General features: G+C 45.1%; 19 protein-coding genes. 15 read left to right on the top strand and 4 right to left on the bottom strand.

Features of this window, described 5'->3' with window-relative positions:
• Positions 1-120: 120 nt before the first annotated feature.
• Positions 121-2,157, top strand: a complete 2,037-nt coding sequence (locus BLCOC_RS23480; RefSeq protein ID WP_115623516.1) for a glycoside hydrolase family 127 protein — start codon at positions 121-123, stop codon at positions 2,155-2,157.
• A gap of 293 nt (positions 2,158-2,450) precedes the next feature.
• Here the strand turns inward: BLCOC_RS23480 and BLCOC_RS23475 are convergent, their stop codons facing one another.
• The gene (locus tag BLCOC_RS23475; protein ID WP_115622538.1) at positions 2,451-3,626 is read right to left on the bottom strand and encodes an IS110 family RNA-guided transposase; all 1,176 of its coding nucleotides are present in this window, start codon (positions 3,624-3,626) and stop codon (positions 2,451-2,453) included.
• Positions 3,627-3,887: 261 nt separating this feature from the next.
• On the opposite strand from BLCOC_RS23475, the gene BLCOC_RS23470 reads away from it, so the two are divergent.
• A complete protein-coding gene (locus BLCOC_RS23470) occupies positions 3,888-4,115 on the top strand; it encodes an HPr family phosphocarrier protein (protein WP_029471156.1) in 228 nt (75 codons plus the stop codon).
• 85 nt (positions 4,116-4,200) lie between these two features.
• On the opposite strand, the gene BLCOC_RS23465 is transcribed toward BLCOC_RS23470, so the two are convergent.
• Positions 4,201-5,064 (bottom strand): AraC family transcriptional regulator, encoded by an 864-nt coding sequence (locus tag BLCOC_RS23465; protein ID WP_029471155.1) that lies wholly within the window; start codon positions 5,062-5,064, stop codon positions 4,201-4,203.
• Positions 5,065-5,282: 218 nt separating this feature from the next.
• Here BLCOC_RS23465 and kduI point away from each other — a divergent pair, with 218 nt between their 5' ends.
• The 9 genes from kduI to BLCOC_RS23420 all read left to right on the top strand — a co-directional run bounded on the left by kduI (position 5,283) and on the right by BLCOC_RS23420 (position 14,400).
• On the top strand, positions 5,283-6,146 hold the full coding sequence (kduI, locus tag BLCOC_RS23460) for a 5-dehydro-4-deoxy-D-glucuronate isomerase (RefSeq protein WP_029471154.1): 864 nt from the start codon (positions 5,283-5,285) through the stop codon (positions 6,144-6,146).
• 90 nt (positions 6,147-6,236) lie between these two features.
• On the top strand, positions 6,237-7,037 hold the full coding sequence (locus tag BLCOC_RS23455) for a gluconate 5-dehydrogenase (RefSeq protein WP_115623515.1): 801 nt from the start codon (positions 6,237-6,239) through the stop codon (positions 7,035-7,037).
• 86 nt (positions 7,038-7,123) lie between these two features.
• On the top strand, positions 7,124-7,762 hold the full coding sequence (locus BLCOC_RS23450) for an RpiB/LacA/LacB family sugar-phosphate isomerase (protein WP_115623514.1): 639 nt from the start codon (positions 7,124-7,126) through the stop codon (positions 7,760-7,762).
• A gap of 37 nt (positions 7,763-7,799) precedes the next feature.
• The gene (locus tag BLCOC_RS23445) at positions 7,800-8,585 is read left to right on the top strand and encodes a DUF7402 domain-containing protein (RefSeq protein ID WP_115623513.1); all 786 of its coding nucleotides are present in this window, start codon (positions 7,800-7,802) and stop codon (positions 8,583-8,585) included.
• Between the two features lie 231 nt (positions 8,586-8,816).
• Entirely contained in the window at positions 8,817-9,857 is a 1,041-nt protein-coding gene (locus tag BLCOC_RS23440) for a LacI family DNA-binding transcriptional regulator (RefSeq protein ID WP_115625477.1), read from the top strand.
• 8 nt (positions 9,858-9,865) lie between these two features.
• Positions 9,866-10,660, top strand: a complete 795-nt coding sequence (locus BLCOC_RS23435) for an SDR family NAD(P)-dependent oxidoreductase (RefSeq protein WP_081732795.1) — start codon at positions 9,866-9,868, stop codon at positions 10,658-10,660.
• Positions 10,661-10,677: 17 nt separating this feature from the next.
• Positions 10,678-11,775 (top strand): aminotransferase class V-fold PLP-dependent enzyme, encoded by a 1,098-nt coding sequence (locus tag BLCOC_RS23430; RefSeq protein WP_115623512.1) that lies wholly within the window; start codon positions 10,678-10,680, stop codon positions 11,773-11,775.
• A 173-nt stretch (positions 11,776-11,948) separates the two neighbouring features.
• A complete protein-coding gene (locus tag BLCOC_RS23425; protein WP_242998992.1) occupies positions 11,949-13,115 on the top strand; it encodes an AGE family epimerase/isomerase in 1,167 nt (388 codons plus the stop codon).
• Positions 13,116-13,179: 64 nt separating this feature from the next.
• Positions 13,180-14,400, top strand: coding sequence for an amidohydrolase family protein (locus BLCOC_RS23420; RefSeq protein WP_115623511.1), 1,221 nt, complete (start codon positions 13,180-13,182; stop codon positions 14,398-14,400).
• 237 nt (positions 14,401-14,637) lie between these two features.
• Here the strand turns inward: BLCOC_RS23420 and BLCOC_RS23415 are convergent, their stop codons facing one another.
• Positions 14,638-16,161, bottom strand: a complete 1,524-nt coding sequence (locus BLCOC_RS23415; RefSeq protein WP_165907173.1) for a response regulator transcription factor — start codon at positions 16,159-16,161, stop codon at positions 14,638-14,640.
• Positions 16,155-17,933 carry a sensor histidine kinase gene (locus BLCOC_RS23410; RefSeq protein ID WP_115623509.1) on the bottom strand — a complete coding sequence of 593 codons (1,779 nt, stop codon included), beginning with the start codon at positions 17,931-17,933 and terminating at the stop codon, positions 16,155-16,157. The genes BLCOC_RS23415 and BLCOC_RS23410 overlap by 7 nt, the downstream gene beginning before the upstream one ends.
• A gap of 323 nt (positions 17,934-18,256) precedes the next feature.
• Between BLCOC_RS23410 and BLCOC_RS23405 the strand changes: the two genes are divergently transcribed.
• From BLCOC_RS23405 to BLCOC_RS23390, 4 genes are all read left to right on the top strand, one after another.
• On the top strand, positions 18,257-19,564 hold the full coding sequence (locus BLCOC_RS23405; RefSeq protein ID WP_226984899.1) for an ABC transporter substrate-binding protein: 1,308 nt from the start codon (positions 18,257-18,259) through the stop codon (positions 19,562-19,564).
• Between the two features lie 72 nt (positions 19,565-19,636).
• Complete coding sequence (locus tag BLCOC_RS23400) at positions 19,637-20,542, top strand: carbohydrate ABC transporter permease (protein WP_018593070.1); 906 nt, start codon at positions 19,637-19,639, stop codon at positions 20,540-20,542.
• Positions 20,529-21,389 (top strand): carbohydrate ABC transporter permease, encoded by an 861-nt coding sequence (locus tag BLCOC_RS23395; RefSeq protein WP_018593069.1) that lies wholly within the window; start codon positions 20,529-20,531, stop codon positions 21,387-21,389. The genes BLCOC_RS23400 and BLCOC_RS23395 overlap by 14 nt, the downstream gene beginning before the upstream one ends.
• A gap of 49 nt (positions 21,390-21,438) precedes the next feature.
• Positions 21,439-23,424: an alpha-glucuronidase family glycosyl hydrolase gene (locus BLCOC_RS23390; protein WP_115623508.1), complete on the top strand. Its 1,986-nt coding sequence runs from the start codon at positions 21,439-21,441 to the stop codon at positions 23,422-23,424.
• Positions 23,425-23,602: the final 178 nt, after the last annotated feature.

Raw genomic sequence — 23,602 nt, 5'->3', positions numbered from 1 at the left:
TATGTTCCTCATTGGCAATGGATATGAGAATTCACTTCTGCTACACTTACCATGACAAAAGAAATATATAAATAGGATTGCCGAAAGTGGGAAACAGAAGGCAGACAGAGGATGAATAGAATGAACAGAGAAGATTTCAGCAAACCGCTTTCCCTGAGAAGCGTACAGATAACTGATGATTTTTGGAAAAAAGAGATGGAGCTGGTAAGAAACCAGATGCTGCCCTATCAGTGGGACGCGCTGAACGATCAGGTGGAGGGCGCGGCTCCCAGTTATTGTATGAGAAACTTTAAAATAGCGGGAAAGAAAAATCTGGAGAGGAAAGAATTGGGAGGAGATTATCAGGAGCCTTCCTATACCTTCCGAGGTTTTGAGGCTCTTCCAAAAGACCCGGAGCATTTGGAAGATAAATTTTATGGTTTTGTATTTCAGGACAGTGATTTTTATAAATGGATCGAAGCAGTGGGATATTCCCTTACCCAGCACCCGGATCCGGAGCTTGAAAAGACTGCAGACGCGGCTATTGATATTGTCTGTGCGGCCCAGCAGGAGGACGGCTATCTAGACACCTATTATATCCTGAACGGCAAGGATAAAATATTTACTGATCTGAAAGACCATCATGAGCTTTACTGTCTCGGACATTTGATCGAAGGCGCAGTGGCTTATTATCAGGCCACAGGAAAAGATAAGCTGCTGAAAGCGGCAATGGGTTATGCAGATTATACCGCCGAGTGTTTTGGTCCTGAGGAGGGAAAATGCAAAGGATACCCGGGGCATGAGATCGCCGAGATGGCACTTGTCCGTCTGTATGAAGCCACGGGAGATGAAAAGTATCTGAGTCTGGCACGGTTCTTTGTGGATGAGAGGGGCAGCAGGCCTTATTACTTTGACAAGGAGCACCCGGAATGTGTGGGGAATTCTCCGGATGGACTCCGCTACGCATACAATCAGGCACACGTTCCCGTGCGTGAACAGGAGGAAGCTGTAGGGCATGCCGTGCGCGCGGTCTATCTCTATGCGGGGATGACAGATATAGCAAGGATAACACAGGATGAACCCCTTTACAGTGCCTGTGAAAAATTATGGGATAATATGGTCAGCCGTAAGATGTATATCACAGGCGGTATAGGCGGCACTCACTTGGGAGAGGCATTTTCCTTTGATTATGACCTGCCCAATGATACGGCATATGCGGAGACCTGCGCGGCCATCGGCCTTGTATTTGTGGCAAGGAGAATGCTGGAGATCAGGCCAGTCTCCGGATACGCAGATGTGATGGAGCGTGCTTTGTACAACTGTGTGCTCAGCGGTATGGCTTTGGACGGCAGAAGTTTCTTCTATGTCAATCCATTGGAGGTGAACCCGGAGGCCTGCCATAAAGATGAGAGAAAAGCCCATGTTAAACCTGTACGCCAGAAGTGGTTCGGCTGTGCATGCTGCCCTCCCAACCTTGCAAGGCTTCTGAGTTCCATAAGCTCTTACGCGTATACGGAAAAAGAGGATACACTGTTTGTACATCTCTATATGGGAAGTATCATTAAAAAGCAGGTGAACGGAAAAGAGCTTACGATCACAGTCTCATCAAACCTGCCAAGAAGCGGTCAGGTGGAAATCCGGGTGAGTGGAGAAGCCGTACCGTTTACCATAGCTCTTCGCATTCCGGACTGGTGCGGGGAGGAAAACGGAGGGTTCCGTGTAAAAGGTGTGAAGGACAGTGAGTGCACAAAAAAAGACGGATATCTGTATGTGACAAAATGCTGGAAACCGGGCGAGTGCATATCCCTGGAGCTGGCTATGGATGTGAAAATCATGCAGGCGGACCCAATGGTCCGGGAAGATATCGGTAAAGTGGCTGTGGCAAGAGGCCCTATGGTGTACTGCTTGGAGGAGGCTGACAATGGACCGGATCTGCATCTGCTGACAGTGGACTGCAGTAAGGAGGCGGAGACAGAAGACTTTACCGCTGCAGGGGAACAGGTGGTCTCTGTTGTCATGGATGGTTTCCGACAGCAGGTACAGCCCTCACAGGCCGGGCTGTATCAGCCTCTTAAAGCAGCAGTGAAGGAACCGGTTAAGCTGCATTTCATACCATATTATGTCTGGGCCAACCGCGGAGAAAATGAAATGGCAGTCTGGGTCAGACAGGAAAAATAGAAAAAAGGCGAAAAAAACAAAAAAATATCACATAAAATCGAAAAATAATCCATTTTTTTTCGGATAGGATTCGATTATAATGTACTCAGTTTAAGAGAAGATTAAAAAATGGCGGATTATATAAAGAATAAAAAAGACTAACTATTAAAGAAAGTCAATAAATAGTTTCAAAAACAGAGATGTTTTGAGTATAGTGGCGATGACTTATTCATCGCAATCAGTACCTTGAAAATTGCATGACAAATAGAGCATCGAGTATGATGCTCTGACAAGAAGATATGATGTTGGAAGAATTAGATTGCTTTTTGGTATTGCTGTCCAGTGCGTTCGAGATGATAAATTAGCCGAACTAGTTTCTTGGTCGCGTGAGACATTGCAACATAGTAATGCTTGCCTTCAGCTCGTTTCTTGGCAAGATAAGCCTTGTAGGTTGGATCCCATAGACAAACATATGCGGTTGCATTAAACAGAGCATATCTAAGGTATCTAGAACCACGTTTTTCCATTCTGGCATAACAGTTATCTAACTGGCCGGATTGATAGGTAGAAGGCGACATTCCTGCATAAGCAAGGATCTTATCTGGAGAGTCGAATTGGCTAAAGTCACCTATTTCAGCAATAATCATGGCACCCATTCGATAGCTGATTCCAGGAATGCTAAGGATTGGAGAATTGATTTCATCCATGATGACTTTAATCTCGTTTTCAATCTCTTCGATTTCAGAATCTAGCTCTCTAATGAGCTTAATGGTGTGCTTTAATTCAAGCGATTTAGCTGGCATATTTGAACCGATAGAGGTTCTTGCAGCCTCTCTAAAAGCGATAGAGGTTTCTTTTGTGTAGTGGCCTTTAGATGCGGTTTCAAGAAGATTTGAAAGTCTTGTGAGATGTGCATTAGCTACCTGTTTTGCACCAGGAAATTCGTAGAGTAACTCATAAACAGAATTCTGATGAAGTGTTGGAACAAGCTTTTCTAACTCAGGGAAAAGGATACATACAAGACGGGATATAGATGTTTTAAGCTTCGCGCGTTCTTTAACTTTATCAAAACGATAGCGAGTAAGTGACTTAAGCTCTTCGTTGTGATACGATGTGTCTGAGTAGGACTTTAAGTTCACGTCAGACATTAGCATAGAAGCAATTGTATGGGCATCAACTTTATCCGTTTTCGTCTGTCTAAGGCTTAGACTTTTTCTGTACAGATTAGTATGTAACGGGTTGATAACAAAGGTGGCCAGACCTTTATCAAGCAGATATCCGAGAAGATTGTAACTATAGTGTCCAGTGGCTTCTAGGCCTACTTTTACTTTAGAAGCATCTTCCATAACGGATTCTATTTTCTGATAAAGCTCGTCGAACCCATCGAGATTGTTTTTGATGGTAAAAGCCTTGAAAAGGACTTCGCCATCAGAGTTTGTGATAAAGCAATCATGCTTATCTTTTGCGACATCAATTCCTACGTAAATCATATAGGACCTCCTGATATAAAGTATTGATACTGTCTTAAGATCCACAGGGCTCCTTGCAATCGTAACCTACTTCTTGATAAACCGTCATGCGGTAACTAACTGATTAACAAATAAACAAAGAGACTGTGGTTGGAGCCTTTTTTAAACCATCAAGTGGTAGGAGGTGATAACCAATCCACAGTATCTTAAAATAGCATAGTCAAACCTGTAGAAAAGGTAAAGAAAGACTATGACTTTATATAATAGTAGGAGAATGATTTTATGTGTGTTCAGGTCTGTTTTAAAGAAGTTGACGAAATCGTGAAGTTTGTAAACAAGGTATCGGAGGCGCCGTTCCAGATTGATGCCTGTTATGGCAGTTATATGGTTGATGCCAAATCCATTATGGGAATGATGGCGATCGGCGCCGGCAAGAAAGTGGAACTGAAAATTTATTCTGATGAGGGAGTGGGAAGCCTGGAGCAGCTGATCAGGACATATGCTGCGTGATCACAAGCCTTCTCCTGCCCGGTGAAATGGTATTCTGTAAATCGGCCCTGCCTGCAGCTTTTAGCGCTGTATGGCAGGGCTATTTTTATGCGGAAAATTGGGCATATTTTTTTGGTGAAATGCCCACCGCCTTTGTGAAAGATTTTAAAAAGTTGCTGTAGTCCCCAAAACCGCAGCGGATGCAGGCATCTGTGACGGAATATCCCTCTGAAAGATAGGATTTTGCAAGGGTGATGCGTTTTGCTGTGATGTATTTATTTATGGTGGTTCCGGTCTCGCTCTTAAATATCCTGCACAGATAAGAAGTGCTGATATAAAAGTGTCTGGCCAGCCGCTCAATGCTCAGATCCTCCGCGATATGCTGGTTGATATAAGAGAGAATGGCATCCATATGCTCATGGTGGCTTCCGGCAGGTTCATGCTGGGGCAGGTCATGGTCACAGTTCCTTAAAAAAATACCGTTCAGAAAGGTCATAAGCTGAAGAAAGACTGCATGGTCCAGTATGTCCTGTCCGTATCCCTCATTTTCTGACAGTTTATGTATAAAGTAGAGGAAACGTTTCTGCTCTTCCTGGGACAGGGAAAGCTTGTGCCCGAAATTGGTATTGCGCCGGGTAAAGCAGCAGTTCAGGTCCGTATGCGTGGAACAGCATTGTTTCAGATATTCGGGATATATGGATACAATGATACGTTCATACTCCACATTGTCAATCTGGGAGATATAATGGCTTTCATACTGATTGATGAAAAAAATGTCTCCGGGATTAAAATTGTAAAACCGGTTGTCAATTAAAAACTGCTTTCCTCCGGAGATGGAGTAATAGATTTCGTAACAGTCATGGATATGGATGTCCATGGGCTTTTCGTAGCTGTACAGATGCGCAGCGGAAAAGGAACGCGTTTCAATACAGGTGCGTATGCCCTCTTTACAGGAACTGCAGATTTTCATGGCCGCTCCTCCTTGGATAAGTATTATTTTCCAGTATAAGATATCAGTGTAGGATTTGCAAGATTTCTGAGAAAAAAACACAGGAAATTGAAAATCTATCATGATAAGATGGTAAAAAAGATACAGGATAGGTAACTGTTCAGTACCTTTACAGCTACGAGCAAAAATCCATGCAAATTTACTATTCAAAGAACAAGGAAAAGAAAGGCAGGAGTTATATGGAACTCAGAACCGCAGCTTCCCCCAGGGATGTAAAACATTATACAACTCAGCGACTCAGAGAAGAATTTTTAATACAGAAGGTATTCGTACCGGATGAGATCAAGCTGGTATACAGCCATATTGATCGTATCATCACAGGCTCTGCCACTCCGGTGGAAAAAGATTTAAAACTGGTGGCAGGGGATGAACTGAGAGCAGAGTATTTTTTGCAGAGACGTGAGATGGGGATCATCAATATCGGCGGCCCTGGCTGTGTCTGCATTGACGGCAGGACATACCGGGTAGCATCCCGGGAGGGGATGTACATTGGTATGGGGAAAAAAGATATCACATTTTCCAGCGAGAATAAGGAAGATCCGGCTAAATTTTACATCAACAGTGCTCCGGCGCATACCTCTTATCCCACGGTGTTGATCAGACGTGAGGGAACACCGGAGGAAGGCGTGGTCATTATCAAAGAGGAAAACAAGGTGGAACTGGGAAGTCTGGAGCAGTCAAATCACAGGACGATCTGCAAATACATTCTCCCGGGACAGGTAGAGAGCTGCCAGCTTGAGATGGGAATGACAAGTCTGGAGCCGGGAAGCGTGTGGAACACCATGCCGTGCCATACCCACGACAGAAGAATGGAAGTGTACCTGTACTTTGATATGCCGGAAGACGCCTTTGTTATGCATTATATGGGAGAACCACAGGAGACCAGGCATATTGTTATGAGAAATGAGGAGGCAGTGATTTCCCCCAGTTGGTCTATCCATGCAGGCTCAGGCTCCAGAAATTATACATTTATCTGGGGAATGGTGGGCGAGAACCAGGATTTTGATGATATGGACAATATCAGGAACCAGGATATCCTGTAGAAGCGGCAGAATGATTTCCGGGTCTGCGGATATGCTCTGCCCGGAGTATTTATAAAAGTGAGAGAAGGAAAAAAGAAAGGAGATTTTCATATGGAGTCAAATAAATTATTTTCTTTAGAGGGAAAAGTTGCCCTTGTGACAGGCGCGGCCTATGGGATCGGATTCGCCATTGCAGAGGCGTATGCGGCAGCCGGTGCCAAGATTGCGTTTAACTGCAGAGGTCAGGTGCACATGGATAAAGCGCTGGCTGATTATAAGGCAAAGGGAATTGAAGCAAGAGGATATATCTGCGATGTGACAGATGAGGCACAGGTGGAAAAGATGGTGACTGACATTGAAAAAGAACTGGGCGCAGTTGACATTCTGGTGAACAATGCAGGCATCATCAAGCGCATTCCTATGACAGAGATGAAAGCGGAGGAGTTCCGTCAGGTGATCGACATTGACTTAAACGCGCCGTTTATTGTGTCAAAGGCAGTTATCCCGGGCATGATACAGAAAGGACACGGTAAGATCATCAATATCTGTTCCATGATGAGTGAACTGGGACGTGAGACGGTGTCTGCCTACGCCGCAGCAAAAGGCGGTCTGAAAATGCTGACAAAGAATATTGCGTCTGAGTACGGTGAGTACAATATCCAGTGTAACGGCATCGGACCCGGTTATATTGCAACCCCTCAGACAGCACCTCTTAGGGAAAAACAGCCGGACGGAAGCAGACATCCTTTTGACCAGTTCATTATTGCCAAAACTCCGCAGGCCCGCTGGGGAAGCCCTGAGGATCTCATGGGACCGGCAATTTTCCTGGCATCCCATGCGTCTGATTTTGTCAATGGCCATATTCTCTACGTGGACGGCGGCATCCTGGCATACATAGGAAAACAGCCGTGACGAACAAATAGCCATCAAATGAGATCAATTTTGTTAGAACAGTTACTTATATTTTTGAAACGTAGTTAAGTGAGGAGTAAAACATTATGAAAATTGCTTTGATAAATGAAAACAGCCAGGCAGCTAAAAACGGGATCATCTGCAGCGCGTTAAAAACAGTTGTGGAGCCAATGGGGCATGAGGTTATCAACTACGGCATGTATACAGCAGAGGATGACTGTCAGCTCACCTATGTACAGGTGGGGATCCTTGCAGCGGTTCTGCTGAATTCCGGTGCGGCTGACTATGTGATCACCGGCTGCGGCACCGGCGAAGGAGCAATGCTGGCCTGCAATTCCTTTCCGGGAGTTATCTGCGGCCATGTGGAGGACGCTCTGGATGCCTATACTTTTGCGCAGATCAACGACGGCAATGCCATTGCCATTCCCTTTGCTAAAGGGTTTGGCTGGGGCGGAGATCTGAATCTCCAGTATATATTTGAAAAGCTTTTTGCGGAGGAGAGCGGACAGGGATATCCCAGAGAACGGGCAGTTCCGGAAAAACGCAACAAACAGATCCTGGATCAGGTCAAAGAGGTTACATACAAAGACTTTTCTGAGATTCTGGAAAGTCTGGACAGGGAGCTTGTAAAAGGCGCCCTTGGCGGTGAGAAGTTCCGGGAATACTTCTTTGCAGACTGTAAATGCCAAAAGATTGCGGAGACAGTGGAGAAAATATTAGATTAAATATTAGGTTAAATATAGAAAAGAGCAGAGGTATGAAATGTCAATCAGTTTAAAAGTACAGGATAAAAACGGCTTCACACTGGCAGTTGCCCGCAGTGAGCGGGAAGTGAATCTTCCCTACTGTGCCGAATACATGGAAGGGGATCAGATCGTAGTGGAAGCGTCTGACACACCGGCCTTTTACTGGCTGTCCCTGGATGACGGAAGAGGACATTCCCTGGTATATCTGACAGGAGATATGTGGTATAAAATTCCTTTCGGAGAAAAACGTGTGAATATGTCTCCCAAGACATTTTCAGGAAGCAGACATCTGATCCACATCCGGAAGGCCTATCCTTTTGAATATGAGGCATACCGGAACCTGGCGCTAAACGTAAATGACTGCCACGGGGAGACAAACTGTTACCCCCACGCGTCAGCCAATGTGGAGACTAGAGGGGAATCTGTCTTTGCGGCTATGAATGCCATAGACGGTATTACTGCAGCGGCCTGCCACGGGGAATGGCCATATGAATCCTGGGGGATCAACCGGCGTACAGACGCAGCGATCAAACTGGAGTTCGGACGGATGGTGGAAGTTGACCGCATTATTCTTTATACAAGGGCAGACTATCCACATGATAACTGGTGGAAAAAGGCCACGGTCACGTTTTCGGACGGCAGTACCATGGAACTGGAACTGAAAAAGACAGGAGAGGCCCAGGAATTTACTTTTGAGAAGAAGAAAATGGAATGGCTACAGATCGGAGAATTGATAAAATCAGAGGAACCTTCCCCATTTCCGGCACTTGTGCAGTTGGAAGTGTATGGGACGGAGGCATAAGAAATATAATGGAAGTCCCTGACGGTTTTTTGCCGGCAGGGGCTTTTTGTGTTATATGCATAAAAAATGATTACTTTATTTGTGTATTGGTGCGAAATGCACAATAAAATACGGGAGATAGTTGACAAGTATGGATTAATGCTATATGATGCAGATAGATGTAAACGTTTTCAGGAATTAAAATCAGTTGATTACACATTTTACATAAAAGGAATTGAACAGAGGAAAAGTATGGAAACAAGAAAAACTGTGAGTATTAAGGATGTGGCGAGGACAGCCAATGTTTCGCTTGCCACAGTTTCTAGAGTTATCAATAACAGCGAAAATGTAAAACCTGAGATGCGGGAACTGGTTCAGAATACCATCCGTGAACTGGGATACAGCCCCAACCACGCGGCCAGGTCTCTGGTGAAAAGGAAGACAAACTGCATTGGAGTGGTAGTCAATAATCTACATGATCCTTTCTTTTATGACCTGATCAAAGGATTTGAGCATGGAGCACAGCAGACAAAGTACAATGTGATATTCTGCAGTGTTCTCGGCGGGGATGCTGACAGCAAGGAGAACTATGTAAAATATTTAACTAATGGGGTTGTGGACGGGGTGGTCCTATATGGTTCCTATCTCAATGACAGGAAGGTCCTGGATTATCTAAAAGAAAGCAATCATGTAGATTATGTAATGATAGAGAATGATGTAAGGGAATGCAGCTGCAATAAGCTTCTGATAGATAATTACGGCGGAAGTAAAAAAGCTGTGGAGCATCTTATGCAGAGAGGACATAAGAAGATAGCCCATATCTGCGGTAATCCAAACAAAAAAGTGACACAGGAGCGTATGAACGGATATCTGGACTGCATAAGAGATGCGGGTCTGGAGATTAAAGAAGGCTATATACAGTATACCTCTACGGATTACTGCAGTGGCTATGACAAAATGAAAATGCTCATATCACTTGACAACAGGCCAAGCGCTGTGTTCTGTTCCGATGATGCTATAGCCAGTTTTGCTGTGAGAGCAGTGATGGACAGCGGTCTCAGGGTGCCAGAGGATGTTTCCATTATCGGATTTGACAACCAGAGGATCCTGCCTGACGGATATCGCGGGCCGCTGATCACTTCTGTAGAACAGCCTCTTTATCAGATAGGGCAGGACAGCATTCATATATTGGCAGAACAATTGGAATATCCCGAGGAGGCGAAATTAATAAGACATGTATATGAAACAAAGCTGATCGAAAAAGAAACTGTTGGATATTGTGGAGGTATTTAAGAAAGGATATGATGAAATTGGATTTTAACCGTCTTCTGGATGGAAAGAAAGCAGTTATCACCACGGGGGCAAGAGGGATAGGGCGGGAGACTGCCATGCTGTTTGCACAGCAGGGTGCCCGGGTTTTTGTGGGAGGCCGGAATGAGCAGACATTGTCTGAGACTATGAAAGAGATACAGAAACTGTCACCCTCCTCCAAAGGATTTGTAGCGGATTTGTCAAAAAAAGAGGATATCGAGAGGGCATGCGATGAGATACTGAGCCGGGAGGGTGGAATAGACATCCTGGTAAATACAGTGGGAATAAATGAGCAGCATCCTTTGCACCAATGTTCTGACCGGTTGATCGAAAAGATGTTAATGACCAATTATATGAGCGGCATATATTTCAGCAGAAAGTTTCTGCCGTCTATGATGGAGAATAAGTCTGGAAATATCGTCAATATCTCTTCTATTCACGGAACTGTGACCATGCCGGGGTTCGATATCTATGCCGGCACAAAAGGGGCGGTGAACGCCACTGCAAGGGCCATGGCACTGGACTATGCACCTTACGGTATCCGGGTGAACAATGTATCGCCGGGGCTGATTTTGAGTGATGTGATGATGGATGAGATCCATACATATCCGGAAGGTGAAAAGCGGGACGCATTTTGGGATATGCTGGATAATATGCAGCCTCTCCCGCCGGGAAAAATGGAGGATATCGCGTATGCTGTATTATATCTTGCCAGTGACTTATCGGCATATGTAACGGGACAGACGCTGTTGGTTGACGGAGGGGCAAGTATTAAGGCTCATTAAGGACAGGGGGAAAGAAGATGGATATATTTCAGGAGCTGGGAGTAAGGCGCTGCATCAACGCGCATGATACATATACTATATACGGAGGAAGCCGTATGGCACCCCTGACACTCAGGGCAATGGAGGAGATTGCGGGCGCATTTGTTGATATGGATGAACTGCAGGGGATCCTGGGTGACAGGACAGCAGAGATGACCCGCAATGAAGGTGCCTATTTTACCAACGGAGCGTCAGGAGGAGTACTGCTTGCAGCCTGTGTGTGCATGACAAAAGGAAATCCGTACCACTACGGAAAACTGCCTGATACGCAGAATCTGCCAAATGAATTCATTGTCATGAGAGCACAGCGAAATGCATATGACAAAGCCATAGAAACATCAGGAGCAAAAATAGTTGAGATTGGAGACGCTGACGAGACATTGGAATTTGAACTGGAGGGGAGGATCAGCGAAAAGACAGCAGGTATATTTTACTTTGCCTCTACTCTGTATCAGAGAGGTTCCCTGAGTCTGAAAAAAACCATCGAGACAGCACATAAAAAAGGAATTCCCGTGGTGGTTGACGCAGCAGCACAGCTTCCTCCGGTTGAAAACCTGTGGAGATTTACAGAGATGGGGGCAGATATGGTGATCTTCAGCGGGGGCAAGACCCTATGCGGTCCCCAGGACAGCGGTCTGATTTTAGGAAAGCGGGAGTATATACAAAACTGCAGAAAATTTGGCTCGCCTACCCACGGCATATGCCGTTCATGCAAAACATCCCGGGAAGCCATGGCTGGCCTTTATATGGCAGTAAAACAATACTGCTCTTTGGACCATGAAAAGAATAAAGAGGAAATGAACCGCAGAAATATCACTATACAGAATAAAATAAAAGGCAAAGACAGTGTTCTGCGGACCAGAATCGTTCCCAAAGGCCCCGTGGGACAGGATTACCCGCGTCTGTTCTGTGAATTGAAACAAAAGGGCAAAGCGGAAGAGACAGCTGTAAAAATGAGGGAAAACGGTATCTTTATAGGAATCATTCCCCAAGAAAATACCATATACATCAGTCCTCTGAACTTGACGGACGAAGAGGCTGTTATCGTGGGAGATAGATTGTCAGAGCTGTTGTGATATTTTTTTACAATCAAATGTAAACGTTTGCAAATTCTGGAAAATCAGAAATGGAGATAAATTAGTAATAATGCACTAAATGAAAGGGGTGTTACAAAATCGAAAGAAATGTATTTATAAGGAACCATGAAGAGGAACTGAAAAGATGTCTGCATGTTATTGAACAAGAGCTTTTGGGGGAGATAATTCCTTTTTGGGAACAGAGGGTAAGAGCAGAAGGCGGATTCGGTTACACCATCTGCTATGACAGAGAGGGGAGAAAAACAAAGGACATCCGTCCCGGCTGGTTTGTGGGTAGGACAATGCATACCTTTGCAACTCTTTATAATGAGATGGAAGAAAAGGAGGAATGGTTTTCTATTGCAGAGGCGGGGAGGAAAGCGTTAGATACAGAATTCTGTAACCCAGACGGAAGATTCTGTCAGATGATGGATACCAAAGGAAATGTACTGGAAGGTCCTGTATCCATCTTTACAGACCACTTTATGGTAAAGGGGCTGTATGCGTATGTTCTGGCATTAAAACGGCGGGGTGAGAAATGGCAGAGAGAGGCCGGGATTGCAAAAAGGCTGACAGAGATTCTCTTTGAGAATGTAAAAAGACAGGAAGTATTAAGCCGGGAAGGGATACCACAAGGATTCCAGAAACACGCAGTGAATTTCATGACTCTCATCGTAGCTCTGGAAAGCCGTAAATTATATGGAGATACCTACAGAAGCGTGCTGGAGGAGTGCGTACATAAATCACTCTATGAATTTGCCAGTGACCGGTATAACAAGCCTTTTGAATATATCAGCATTTCGGGAGAACCTCTTCTGGAGGGGTCTGGAAGGGTGATCGATGCAGGGCATACGATGGAAGCCCTCTGGTTTTCCATGACAGCAGGTCTGGAGTTGGGGGACAGATCAATTCTGGAGAGAGCAGGAGTGGTGCTGGATTGGGTAATAGACAGCTGCTATGACCGGGAGTTTGGAGGGTTTTACCAGAATGTGGATGCTCTTGAACACTATCCGGAGAAGGCTTTTGAAGAGAATGATTATGCAGGAAATCCAGTACGGTGGGACGATAAGATCTGGTGGGTACAGGCAGAGGGGCTTTATGCTCTTGCAATGAGCGCACTGTACAATGAAAATGAACGTCATTTTCAATATTTTATGAAAGAGTTCGATTATGTGGAGAAGTATTTCAGAGACAGAAAATATGGGGAATGGTATGCGGTTCTCCATCGTGATAACAGCATTTATATGGACGCCAAAGGGTTTGAGCTAAAGGGTCCGTACCATGTGCCCAGGTGTTTTATGAATTTATATACACTGCTCAATATTCATTGCACTCCGTAGAGATGTAGGTGATTGTAAAAGTTGCCGATTGACAATAGTACAGGGAATAAGAAGAGGACTGCATATGAAAAAATATGATTTAATCTTAAAAGGAGCAAGAGTGCTGGACCCGTCCAGAAATATGGATGGTGTGTTTGATGTTGCTGTAAAAGATGGTAAGATCAGAGGTCTGGAAAAAGAAATTCCGGCAGAGGAAGGGGAAAAAGTTTTAGAAGTCAGTGGGTATCTGCTGACACCGGGACTGGTTGATATGCACTGTCATATTTATCCCAGATTTCCATTTGAGGAGGACGGGCTTCCTACAATACAGGGGGAGGCCCATATGTTCCGGTCCGGAGTGACGGCCTGTGTGGATGCAGGTACATGCGGAAGCCGCGATATCTTACAGTTTAAGGAAAGCGTGATCGATCGTTCCAAATTAAAGATATTTGCTTTTGTCAATATTGCGTCCGGCGGAATGGTCAATTTGGAGTCCGAACAGGATATACAGGAATTTCAGCCGGAAATTGCAGCTGCCATAGCCGGAACGTATGACTGTGTGGCAGGTATTAAAACAGCCCATTACTGGGTGGGGAAGCCTGTGGACAGCAGACATCCTGCCTGGGAGTCCGTGGAACAGGCGGTAAAAGCCGGAGAACTGTGCGGGAAGCCGGTGATGGCGGATTTCCAGCCTAATCTTCCGTGGCGGACGTATCCTGATCTGATACTGGAAAAGTTAAGACCGGGGGACATTCATACACATGTATATGCCCAGCAGTTCCCCATTCTGGATGCAAACAGAAACGTACAGGAATTTATGTTTCGGGCAAGGGATAGAGGCGTGATTTTTGATCTTGGACATGGTGCGGGAAGCTTTTGGTTCCGCAATGCGGTGCCGGCTCTGAAACAGGGCTTTTATCCGGATACCATATCCACAGATCTGTATCTGGACAATGTGAATGGTCCTGTGATTGATCTGCTTCATGTCATGTCAAAATACCTGAATATGGGAATGCCCATAGAAGAAGTTATTTACCGTACAACAAAACGGCCTGCAGAGATCATTGGACACGAGGAACTGGGAGACCTGAAAATCGGTGGGGAGGCAGATATTGCGCTGCTTGACATCAGGGAAGGTGATTTTGGATTTGCAGACGCGGGACACGCATCCATGCGGGGGAACAAAAAACTGGAGTGCATTATGACAATAAGAGCCGGGGAGATCGTCTATAATCCCATGGCGCTGGGTATGCCTGAATGGGAACATGCACCCCGGGCCTACTGGGAATCGCCAGGGGTAATATAGACGTAGGGATCTATACGACCGCTCAGGTGGACAGCTCTGTTTGGACACTGGAAATCCTTGCTGCTAAAGGGGAACAAGAGACACGAAAGGCGGTTCTGAAAAGCTGTCTTGTGTAATGTCTGCAGAAAACTGAATTGAGGCAAAAAAAGTCACGGTCTTTAGAACGTGGCTTTTTTTGCGGCTCATTGGCAAGTAAACGAAGCTTTGCCATGATTTTTCTGTACAGTTTGAAAACCATTACTTACTCATCTTCTTCACATAAGCCGAGGGCGTCAGCCCCGTACATTTCTTGAAAATCTTACTAAAGTAATAAGGCGTATTTCCACACCCCACAAGCTGCGCTACATTCTGTATCTGCTCATTATCCCGGGCAGCCAAAATCTCTTTTGCCTTCTGCACTCTCAACTTCATAAGAAATCCCGAGAACTTTTCCCCTGTCTCTTTGGTAAAGCAGCGGCTTACGTAGTTCACATTCATATATAGATAATTCTCAGAGATCCATTTCAGTGTCAGATCAGGATTGGAATAGTGTTCATAAATATAGTCCATCAGCCGTGAGATAAAGGGGCTGTACTGTTTGGTGCTTAAGGATTGTACCTCGGAAAGCTTATTGATATAATCCAGCACAGATTCACCAATGATAACAGCATCCTCCTCTTTGTGGAGCTTGTACAGGAAATCCGTGATTTCCGGCAGTGTGTGGGAGGGCAGTTGTGTTCCCAGGGAAATGATGATATTATCGGAGAGCTGCAGCAGGAAATCCTTGTTGGAAATGGCGGAGAGTATCTTTTTCAATTCCATCATGGTCTCTTCTCTGCCCTCAGCATTTTTATGGGCTAATACGGGGATCAGCCGATTCACCCGGTCCACGATCTGCCCGTAGTTAAAATTGGGAACAGCCTCTGTGTTGTCTATAAAATAAAGGATATCATATCGTTTCAATTTCTTGATCAGCATGGTGAGCAGTGTTTTCAGATCGGCATATCTCATACGGCTGTACTCTACAGATACAGTTTGTCCGGGAAAAGCCAGGCCTTTGAAAAAACTGTCAAGCTGCGCATAAGAAGTCTCAAAATTAGGGAAGAAGACCAGGAGAACATTCTGTATGTAGACGGCGTAGCGCTCCACCTCCGGCATGTTTTCCCGGCAGTAGTCATCGAATTGTTCCAGGCATCCTGCCAGATTTTTTTCCTCCAGATAATAGACACTGCAGAACTGATAAGGCACGTCTGTCAGATTGATATAATGCTCGTACAGGTCAAAAAAGGTATCCGTCACCTGGTCACAGGAGATTCCCTCCCGTATCATATTCCGGATCAGAGTTTTGTGCAGATTATGGAAAGCCCGGCTGTCCTGCTCCGGCTTCAGATCCCCTGCAAATGCGATCTTATAGTAATCCTTGGTGACTTCCTGAATGCAGTCAATGATCTGCGTCTCTGTGCAGGGCTTCAGCAGATAATGCTGAACACCACATTTCATGGCCCTCTTGGCATATTCAAATTCTCCGTATCCGGAGAGGATCACAAACTGCGTACATAGATCCGTACGGTTGATCCTTTCGATCAGTTCCAGGCCCGAGATGCCGGGCATGCGGATATCGGTTATCACAATATCCGGACATTCATCCAGTATGGTGTGGTAGGCCTCCACCCCATCTGTACACGTCCCCACTAATTGGATATTATAGGATTTCCAGTCAATGATATTGGCGATCGCCTGGCAGATCATTTCCTCGTCATCTACGATCAATAGTTTTAACATGGCTCGTTCTCCTCTTTCTGTACATAGGGAATGCGTATTTCCGCTGCTGCGCATTCTTCATAAGTGTCTTCATCTTCTATAGTATATAACTGCAGTCCGTATTCACTGCCGTAAGTCATCTGGATCCGTTTGTGGATATTCAGGATTCCGATCCCGAATCCGTGAGGCTGTATCTCCCCATCCAGCAGCTTCTCCATGAAATCCTCTTCAAAGGAGGAACCGGTATTCATGATCTTCAGGATCAAAGTGTCGCCTTCTATATGGGAAGTGATGGTTATATAGCAGGTTTCGGAAGATTCCTCCAACCCATAGCGTATGGCGTTTTCCAGTAACGGCTGCAGAGTGAACTTGGGAATGGGGATATCCAGTAGGCTTTCCGGAATATCCACCGAAAAATCCAGACGCTTCTGATACCGTATTTTTTGTATGATAATATAATTGTCCACAATGGTCAATTCCTGGCGCAGTGTGAAATCCCTGGAATTATTGCCGAGGGAAAGGCGCAGGAGATTTCCAAGGGCTGTGGTGATCTGGGAAATCTCTTCTGACTTGATCATACGTGCCCGCCAGTTGATGGAGTCCAGGGTGTTGTACAGAAAATGTGGGTCCATCTGGCTCTCCATGGCTTTTATCTGTGCCTCTTTTTTCAGCAGCTCGTTGATGTAATTCTCATTGATCAGAGTGTTTATTTTTTCCACCATGGTATCAAAATTCTTATACAAAAGGCCGATTTCATCCTGCCGGTAATCCCTGGGAGAGGCAGCTATCTCATATTTTCCCTCACCGAACTGCTTCATATTCTCGATCAGTCTGTCGAAATGTCTGAACAGGGCAAAGACCAGCTTGGTACTGAAAATCCCAACAAGGATCACAGACAATACCATAATGAGGAAGAAGGACCGGCTGGAGAGGGTAATGGCCTGATAGATGGAATTATAGGAGACCGCACAGATATAATTCCATCCGTAAGTTGGGATCATTCCGCTTACGGCAAACAGCTTTTCGTGCTTCAAGGTGACTACATCATAGTCCCCTTTTAATTTTTGGTATAATTCCGTGGAATCTTGCCGTGACAGTGCGCTGTCGTTAAAGATAAGGCTGTTGTCATCATACAGATAATAAGAGATATCTTCAAATTCCGTACTGGCTGCCGTGGAAGCAGAGATAAGCGCGTCCATATCAATGTTCAATATGAGAACACCCAGGGAATCCAGGCTCAGCCCTTCTATTTTGCGAAGCTCCTTAACTATAAAAATCCCGTGATCCGGTCCGTAGTCTGTGACGGTTACCGTGGCACCCTGGCCGCTGTAGGCTGTCTGTTTTAATTTGCTGCGGACAGTATCCGGCAAAGCCTGCAGCTTCCGATTGGAGGTGCTGATGACATCATCTCCCTGAAATATGGAGATATAGGAGATGGCATCACTGTTAAAAATAAAGAAATAGTCACATAATGTGGAATACACCTGGTTAAAACAGAGCTGTTTTTCCGAATTCTGTGTGCTTTTCCCTGAACGGTCCAGGCTGGCCTGTATGGTCTGGTTTGCCAGTATGGAATCTACTATGGTATCTATATATTTTAACTGGTCGGATATTTCCAGCGCGGAGTCCGTGAGTGAGGCAGCAATGGAATTATACAGTTTCTTTTCATAAGATTTGGATACAAACGCCAGACTGATGATCCCTGCCAGAAAAAGTACAAAAAAACCAGTCAGGATAACGGTCAGTATCTTATATTTTAAAGACATACTCTGTAATCTTGCCGTTTTTTTCATGGTAAACGCCCTTCTGCTTTTGCGTGGTCAAGCGGGTATAAAACCCCGTCACCGTTTCCTTATCTGTGAAACGGGCAGGGATTCCTTTATGAGGTTAAAAAAATTATAGTAAAATAAACATAAAAGTGCAATTGATTTACCCGGAAAAAACAAACGAAAAGTGCGGGAAGTCAATTTTTTACAGAAAAAGTAATTTTTTTGCGGATGCAGGTATGTTTTTTGAGCTTGGAAGTAAGTTTTATCAATTTTCATCTGCAAAAAACCATTATATAATAAGTTACATGAAGAGGAGCTTCTCAAAAGAAAATATGGAGGAAAAACAAGTGAAAAGGAAATATTTAAAAAAAGCGGCAGCAGCGGCACTGGCATGTGCGTTGGCGGCAGTTTCCATGACAGCGTGCGGATCAGACAAGGGCGGAAACGGAAGTAAAGAGCAGGCATCAGGGGAACTGACTATGGCCTGGTGGGGAAACCAGGTGAGAAATGAGCGTACACAGCAGGTACTTGATAAATATAAAGAGGAAGAGGGAACCACAGTCAAGGGACAATTCTTCCAGTGGGACGATTACTGGAGCAAGATGGCTACCTCAGCAGCAGGCAAAAAGATGCCGGATATCATCCAGATGGATATGTCATATCTGCAGCAGTATGTGGATAAGAACCAGCTTCTTGATCTGACCCCATACATTGAAGACGGCACACTGGACATGTCAAATCTGTCTGAAGATGCAGTGAATATGGGCAAGGTGGGAGACAAGATTTACGGTGTCGCAGCCGGAAGCAGTGCGTCCTGTATGTTCTATAATAAAACACTGCTGGACGAACTGGGCATTACCATTAAAGACAACATGACCCTGGACGAATTCATTGAGATATCTAAACAGGTTTACGAGAAGACAGGCTACCGCGCGAATCTGATCCATTACGGAATGTATATGGAAGTCTATGCAAGAGCCAACGACATTCAGGTTGTGGACAAGCTCGGCGGCAAGAGCGCAGATGATTATGTAGATTATTTTAAAATTTCTGAGGACGGCGTGAAAGAAGGATGGCACATCTCTCCAAGTCAGGCGGCTGATACAGCCAGTGTTGAGGAGGACCCCATGGTTTACGGTTCCAACCCTGACAACATGACATGGTGTACCATCAACGGATCAGCTATGCTGACTGCTTACCAGACAGCAGCTCCCGAGGGAACAGATATTGCGATCACAACGATTCCCTCCACTGACCCGAAAAAATCCAACTATGTAAAACCCAGTATGTATTATTGTGTGAGCGCTGACAGCAAAAATGCGGAAGAGGCAGTAAAGGTTCTCAATTACTTTACAAACTCTTCAGAGGCTTACAAGATCCTTCTGGCAGAAAGAGGCATCCCGGTATCCACTAAGATTGCCGAGGAGATCATGCCGCTGATCAGCCAGGAAGACCAGGAAAACGCTGCATTTATCACAGAGGTCATTACTCCGAATTCCAGTGCGCTGCCGCCTCTGGCACCAGAGGGAACCAGTGAGGCTCAGGATTTACTGAGGAAACTGGAAGAAAAAGTGAAATACGGGGAATATACTTCCCAGCAGGCTGCGGAAGAGTATTTCAACAGCGCAAACGAAATTTACGCGGAACATCAATAAACGATCAGGGCTGCTGTAGTCTTCTGTGGACGGCGGCAGCCCTTTTTCTGCCTTTAGAAAGGAGAGAAGATTTTGAAACCTACCAGTAAAAAATTATATAAGTTCTTAAATAAGGAAAAGACAGCGGGTGTTGTGTTCTGCCTTCCTTTTATCATAGGATTTCTGTTGTTTTTGATTATACCTATGGGAATCTCATTTTATTACTCACTCTGTGACTATGATATCCTGTCACCGCCAAAGTTTGTGGGACTGAAGAATTACATAGATATGTTTACAAATGATGAGGTGTTCTGGCATTCCATCAAGGCCACTCTTTATTTTGCACTGGTCTCTGTTCCGCTGAGACTTATCTTTGCTCTGTTTGTGGCCATGCTGCTGGTGAAACCTACAAAGGCCACAGGATTTTACCGGGCAGCCTACTATCTGCCGTCCATTATCGGAGGTTCCGTGGCAGTGGCTATTTTATGGAAAAGAATGTTTGCACCTGACGGCGTTGTGAACAGCATCCTTGGAATGATGGGGATAGATACCAACTTTGCATGGCTCAGTGACACAAGAACGGCTATCTGGACTTTGATCTTGCTGGCTGTGTGGCAGTTTGGTTCCTCCATGCTGATATTCCTCTCTGCATTAAAGCAGATTCCAAAGTCTCTGTACGAGGCAGCAGATGTGGACGGCGCCAACAAGGTTACAAAGTTTTTCCGGGTTACCCTGCCGCTTCTGACACCTACGATCTTCTTCAATCTGGTCATGCAGATGATCAACGGATTTTTGGCGTTTACACAGAGTTTGATCATCACACAGGGAAAACCTATGGATACCACCTTATTCTACGCTGTGTACATGTACCAGCAGTCCTTCTCCTTCAGCAAATCCGGTTATGCTTCCGCAATGGCCTGGGTTATGCTTGGAATTATTGCAGTGATAACATTTATATTATTTAAGACGAAAAAATATTGGGTATATGAACAGGGGTGAGATTGTGAAAACGAAGAATATAAGAACAGTTGTCTATCATGTTTTAGTCTGCGGTTTCGGATTAGCCATGCTGTATCCGCTCTGCTGGATGTTCATGAGCTCTTTCAAGGAAACCAGTACCATTTTTACAACAGCGGGAAGTCTCATTCCTGTGAAATTCACAACGGAGAACTATGCCAACGGTTGGCGGGGCTTTGCGGGCGTATCCTTTGGCACTTTTTTCAAGAACTCTCTTTTTATCGCCATTGTGGGTACCATAGGTACTCTGGCGTCTTCCGCCTGTGTTGCTTATGGCTTTGCCAGATGTCAGTTCAGGGGCAAAAAAATTTTATTTGGCGCTATGCTTGCGTCCATGATGCTGCCGGGACAGATCCTTATGGTACCTCAGTATCTGTGGTATGAGAAGCTTGGCTGGGTAGGCAGCTTCTCTCCGCTCATCGTACCATTTTTCTTTGCCATCCAGGGATTCTTCGTATATCTTATGATGAATTTTATTGAGGGTATCCCCACAGAGCTGGATGAAGCGGCAAAGATTGACGGATGCTCCTATTATGGGATTTTCTTCCGTATCATTTTGCCGTTGATGGCTCCGTCACTGATCACAGGCGGTATCTTCTCCTTTATGTGGAGATGGGACGACTTTATGTCAGCACTGCTTTATATTAACGATGCTGCTATGTATCCGGTTGCCCTGGCACTGAAGCTGTTCTGTGATCCGGGTTCTTCTTCAGACTATGGTGCCATGTTTGCGATGGCTACGCTCTCCGTAGTGCCCATTGTTTTGATATTCATATTCTTCCAGAAATATCTGGCAGACGGAATTGCAACATCAGGGTTAAAGGGATGATAAAACGTGCGGAAACCATATCCGGGAAATGAAATACTAGGAGGAAACTATGTGTAACTGGGAGCAGGCGTGGCTTGCATATGAACCGATAGAAAATCAGAAAAACAGGAATTTTTTTGAGTCTGTATATACAGACCAAAACGGAGAGCTGGTCAAAACCGCTCTCCAGGAAATAGAGACGGCATCTGAAAAATTATTTAACATCCATATTGCCAAAACAGAGGACAGGAACAAGGCTGGGATTCTGTTAGAAATAAATCCCACACTAGATCTGGGTAGGGAAGGATATGCGATAACTGAAGAAAACGGCAGAATCCATATCTGCGCAGCCAGGGAAAACGGACTTTTGTACGGAACCTTCCGGTTTCTTCTCGTGGTTTCCTCAGGAAAAGAGATCAAGGGCATTTCCCTTCAGGAAATTCCGCAGAATCCTGTCAGAATGCTGAACCAATGGGACAACATAGACGGCAGCATTGAGCGTGGATACGCAGGAAACTCCTTTTTCTATGAGAACGGAAAGGTATGCGTAACGAAGCGGATCACAGATTATGCAAGACTTCTCTGTTCTGTGGGGATCAATGCTATTTCCATCAATAATGTGAATGTCCGGGAAGGGGCAGAATGGCTTATTACAGAAAAACATTATAAAGAATTGGAACAGATTTCCGGTATCTTTGGGAAATATGGCATTTCCATGTACCTGTGTATTGACTTTGCAGCACCCATGACTCTGGACGGACTTCCCTGCGCGGATCCTCTGAACGAGGAAGTGAGGAACTGGTGGGAGAAAAAATGCAGTGAGATTTTCAGCCGTATCCCCAATATGGGAGGTTTTCTTGTAAAAGCGGACTCGGAGGGGCGTCCCGGTCCTTTCGCATATGGCAGGAACCATGCAGACGGCGCCAACATGCTGGCCCGGGCGGTAAAGCCTTACGGAGGAACGATTATCTGGAGATGTTTTGTGTACAATTGTCAGCAGGACTGGCGGGACCGCAGGACGGACCGGGCGCGTGCCGGATATGACAATTTTATGCCCCTGGACGGAAAATTTGATGACAATGTGATCCTTCAGATTAAAAACGGACCTATTGATTTTCAGGTAAGGGAACCGGTTCATCCCCTTTTCGGCGGACTGCAGCACACCAACCAGATGTTGGAGGTGCAGATAGCCCAGGAATACACCGGGCAGCAGATTGATGTGTGTTACCTTGTTCCTATGTGGAAAGAAGTGCTGGATTTTTCTACAGGCTGTGGAAAACCCGAAGATACGGTTGCGGATATAATCTCCGGCAGAACATTTGGTCAGGTAAAATGCGGCATGGCAGCAGTTGCCAATACAGGAAAGGATGCCAACTGGACAGGACATGATCTTGCGGGCGCCAACTTATATGGATTCGGACGCCTGGCCTGGAATCCTCAGACATCAGCAGAGGAAATTGTGCAGGAGTGGATTGCCCTGCAGATCAGCAGAGACAGCGGGGTGATGGCAGTTGTCTCAGACATTCTTCTTCGTTCCAGGGAAGTTTATGAAAGATATACAGCGCCTCTGGGAATCGGTTTTATGGTGAACCCTGCACACCACTACGGACCCAATCCTGAAGGATACGAATATTCCAAATGGGGCACCTACCACAGAGCGGATCATCTGGCAGTAGGTGTTGATAGAAGCGACAAAGGTACCGGATACAGTGAACAGTATTTTGAGAAAAATGCAGCCCTGTACAGAGATGCAGAGAGCTGTCCTGAAAATCTGCTGCTGTTTTTCCATCGTGTACCCTACACACACCGGCTGCACTCCGGGAAAACATTGATCCAGCATATATATGACAGTCATTTTGAGGGATATGCAGATGTTCAAAAGATGCAGAGAGACTGGGATTCACTGGAAGATAAAATTCCACAGCACATTTTCAAAAGAGTTAAAGAACGCTTTGCGCGCCAGGCTGAAAACAGCCGGGAGTGGTGCGATGTGATCAACAGTTTCTTTTATAGAAAATCTATGATCCCGGATGAAAAGGGAAGAGATATTTTTTAATGAATAGATTCCCCTGCCTGATAACAGCAATGTTTCAGGCAGGGGAATTTGCGTTGTGAGTTATGTATCATGAGTTATGTATAATGAGTCATACACAATGAGTAATACATAATAAGTAATACCTATTATGTATTATATAATTGCTGTTACACGATGAATAATAAATAATAATAAGTTC

Origin of the sequence: Blautia coccoides, from assembly GCF_034355335.1 — a bacterium.
GTDB lineage: Bacteria > Bacillota > Clostridia > Lachnospirales > Lachnospiraceae > Blautia > Blautia producta.
The sequence above is the reverse complement of the archived record's forward strand: the minus strand, read 5'-3'. Positions and strand labels throughout refer to the sequence as shown.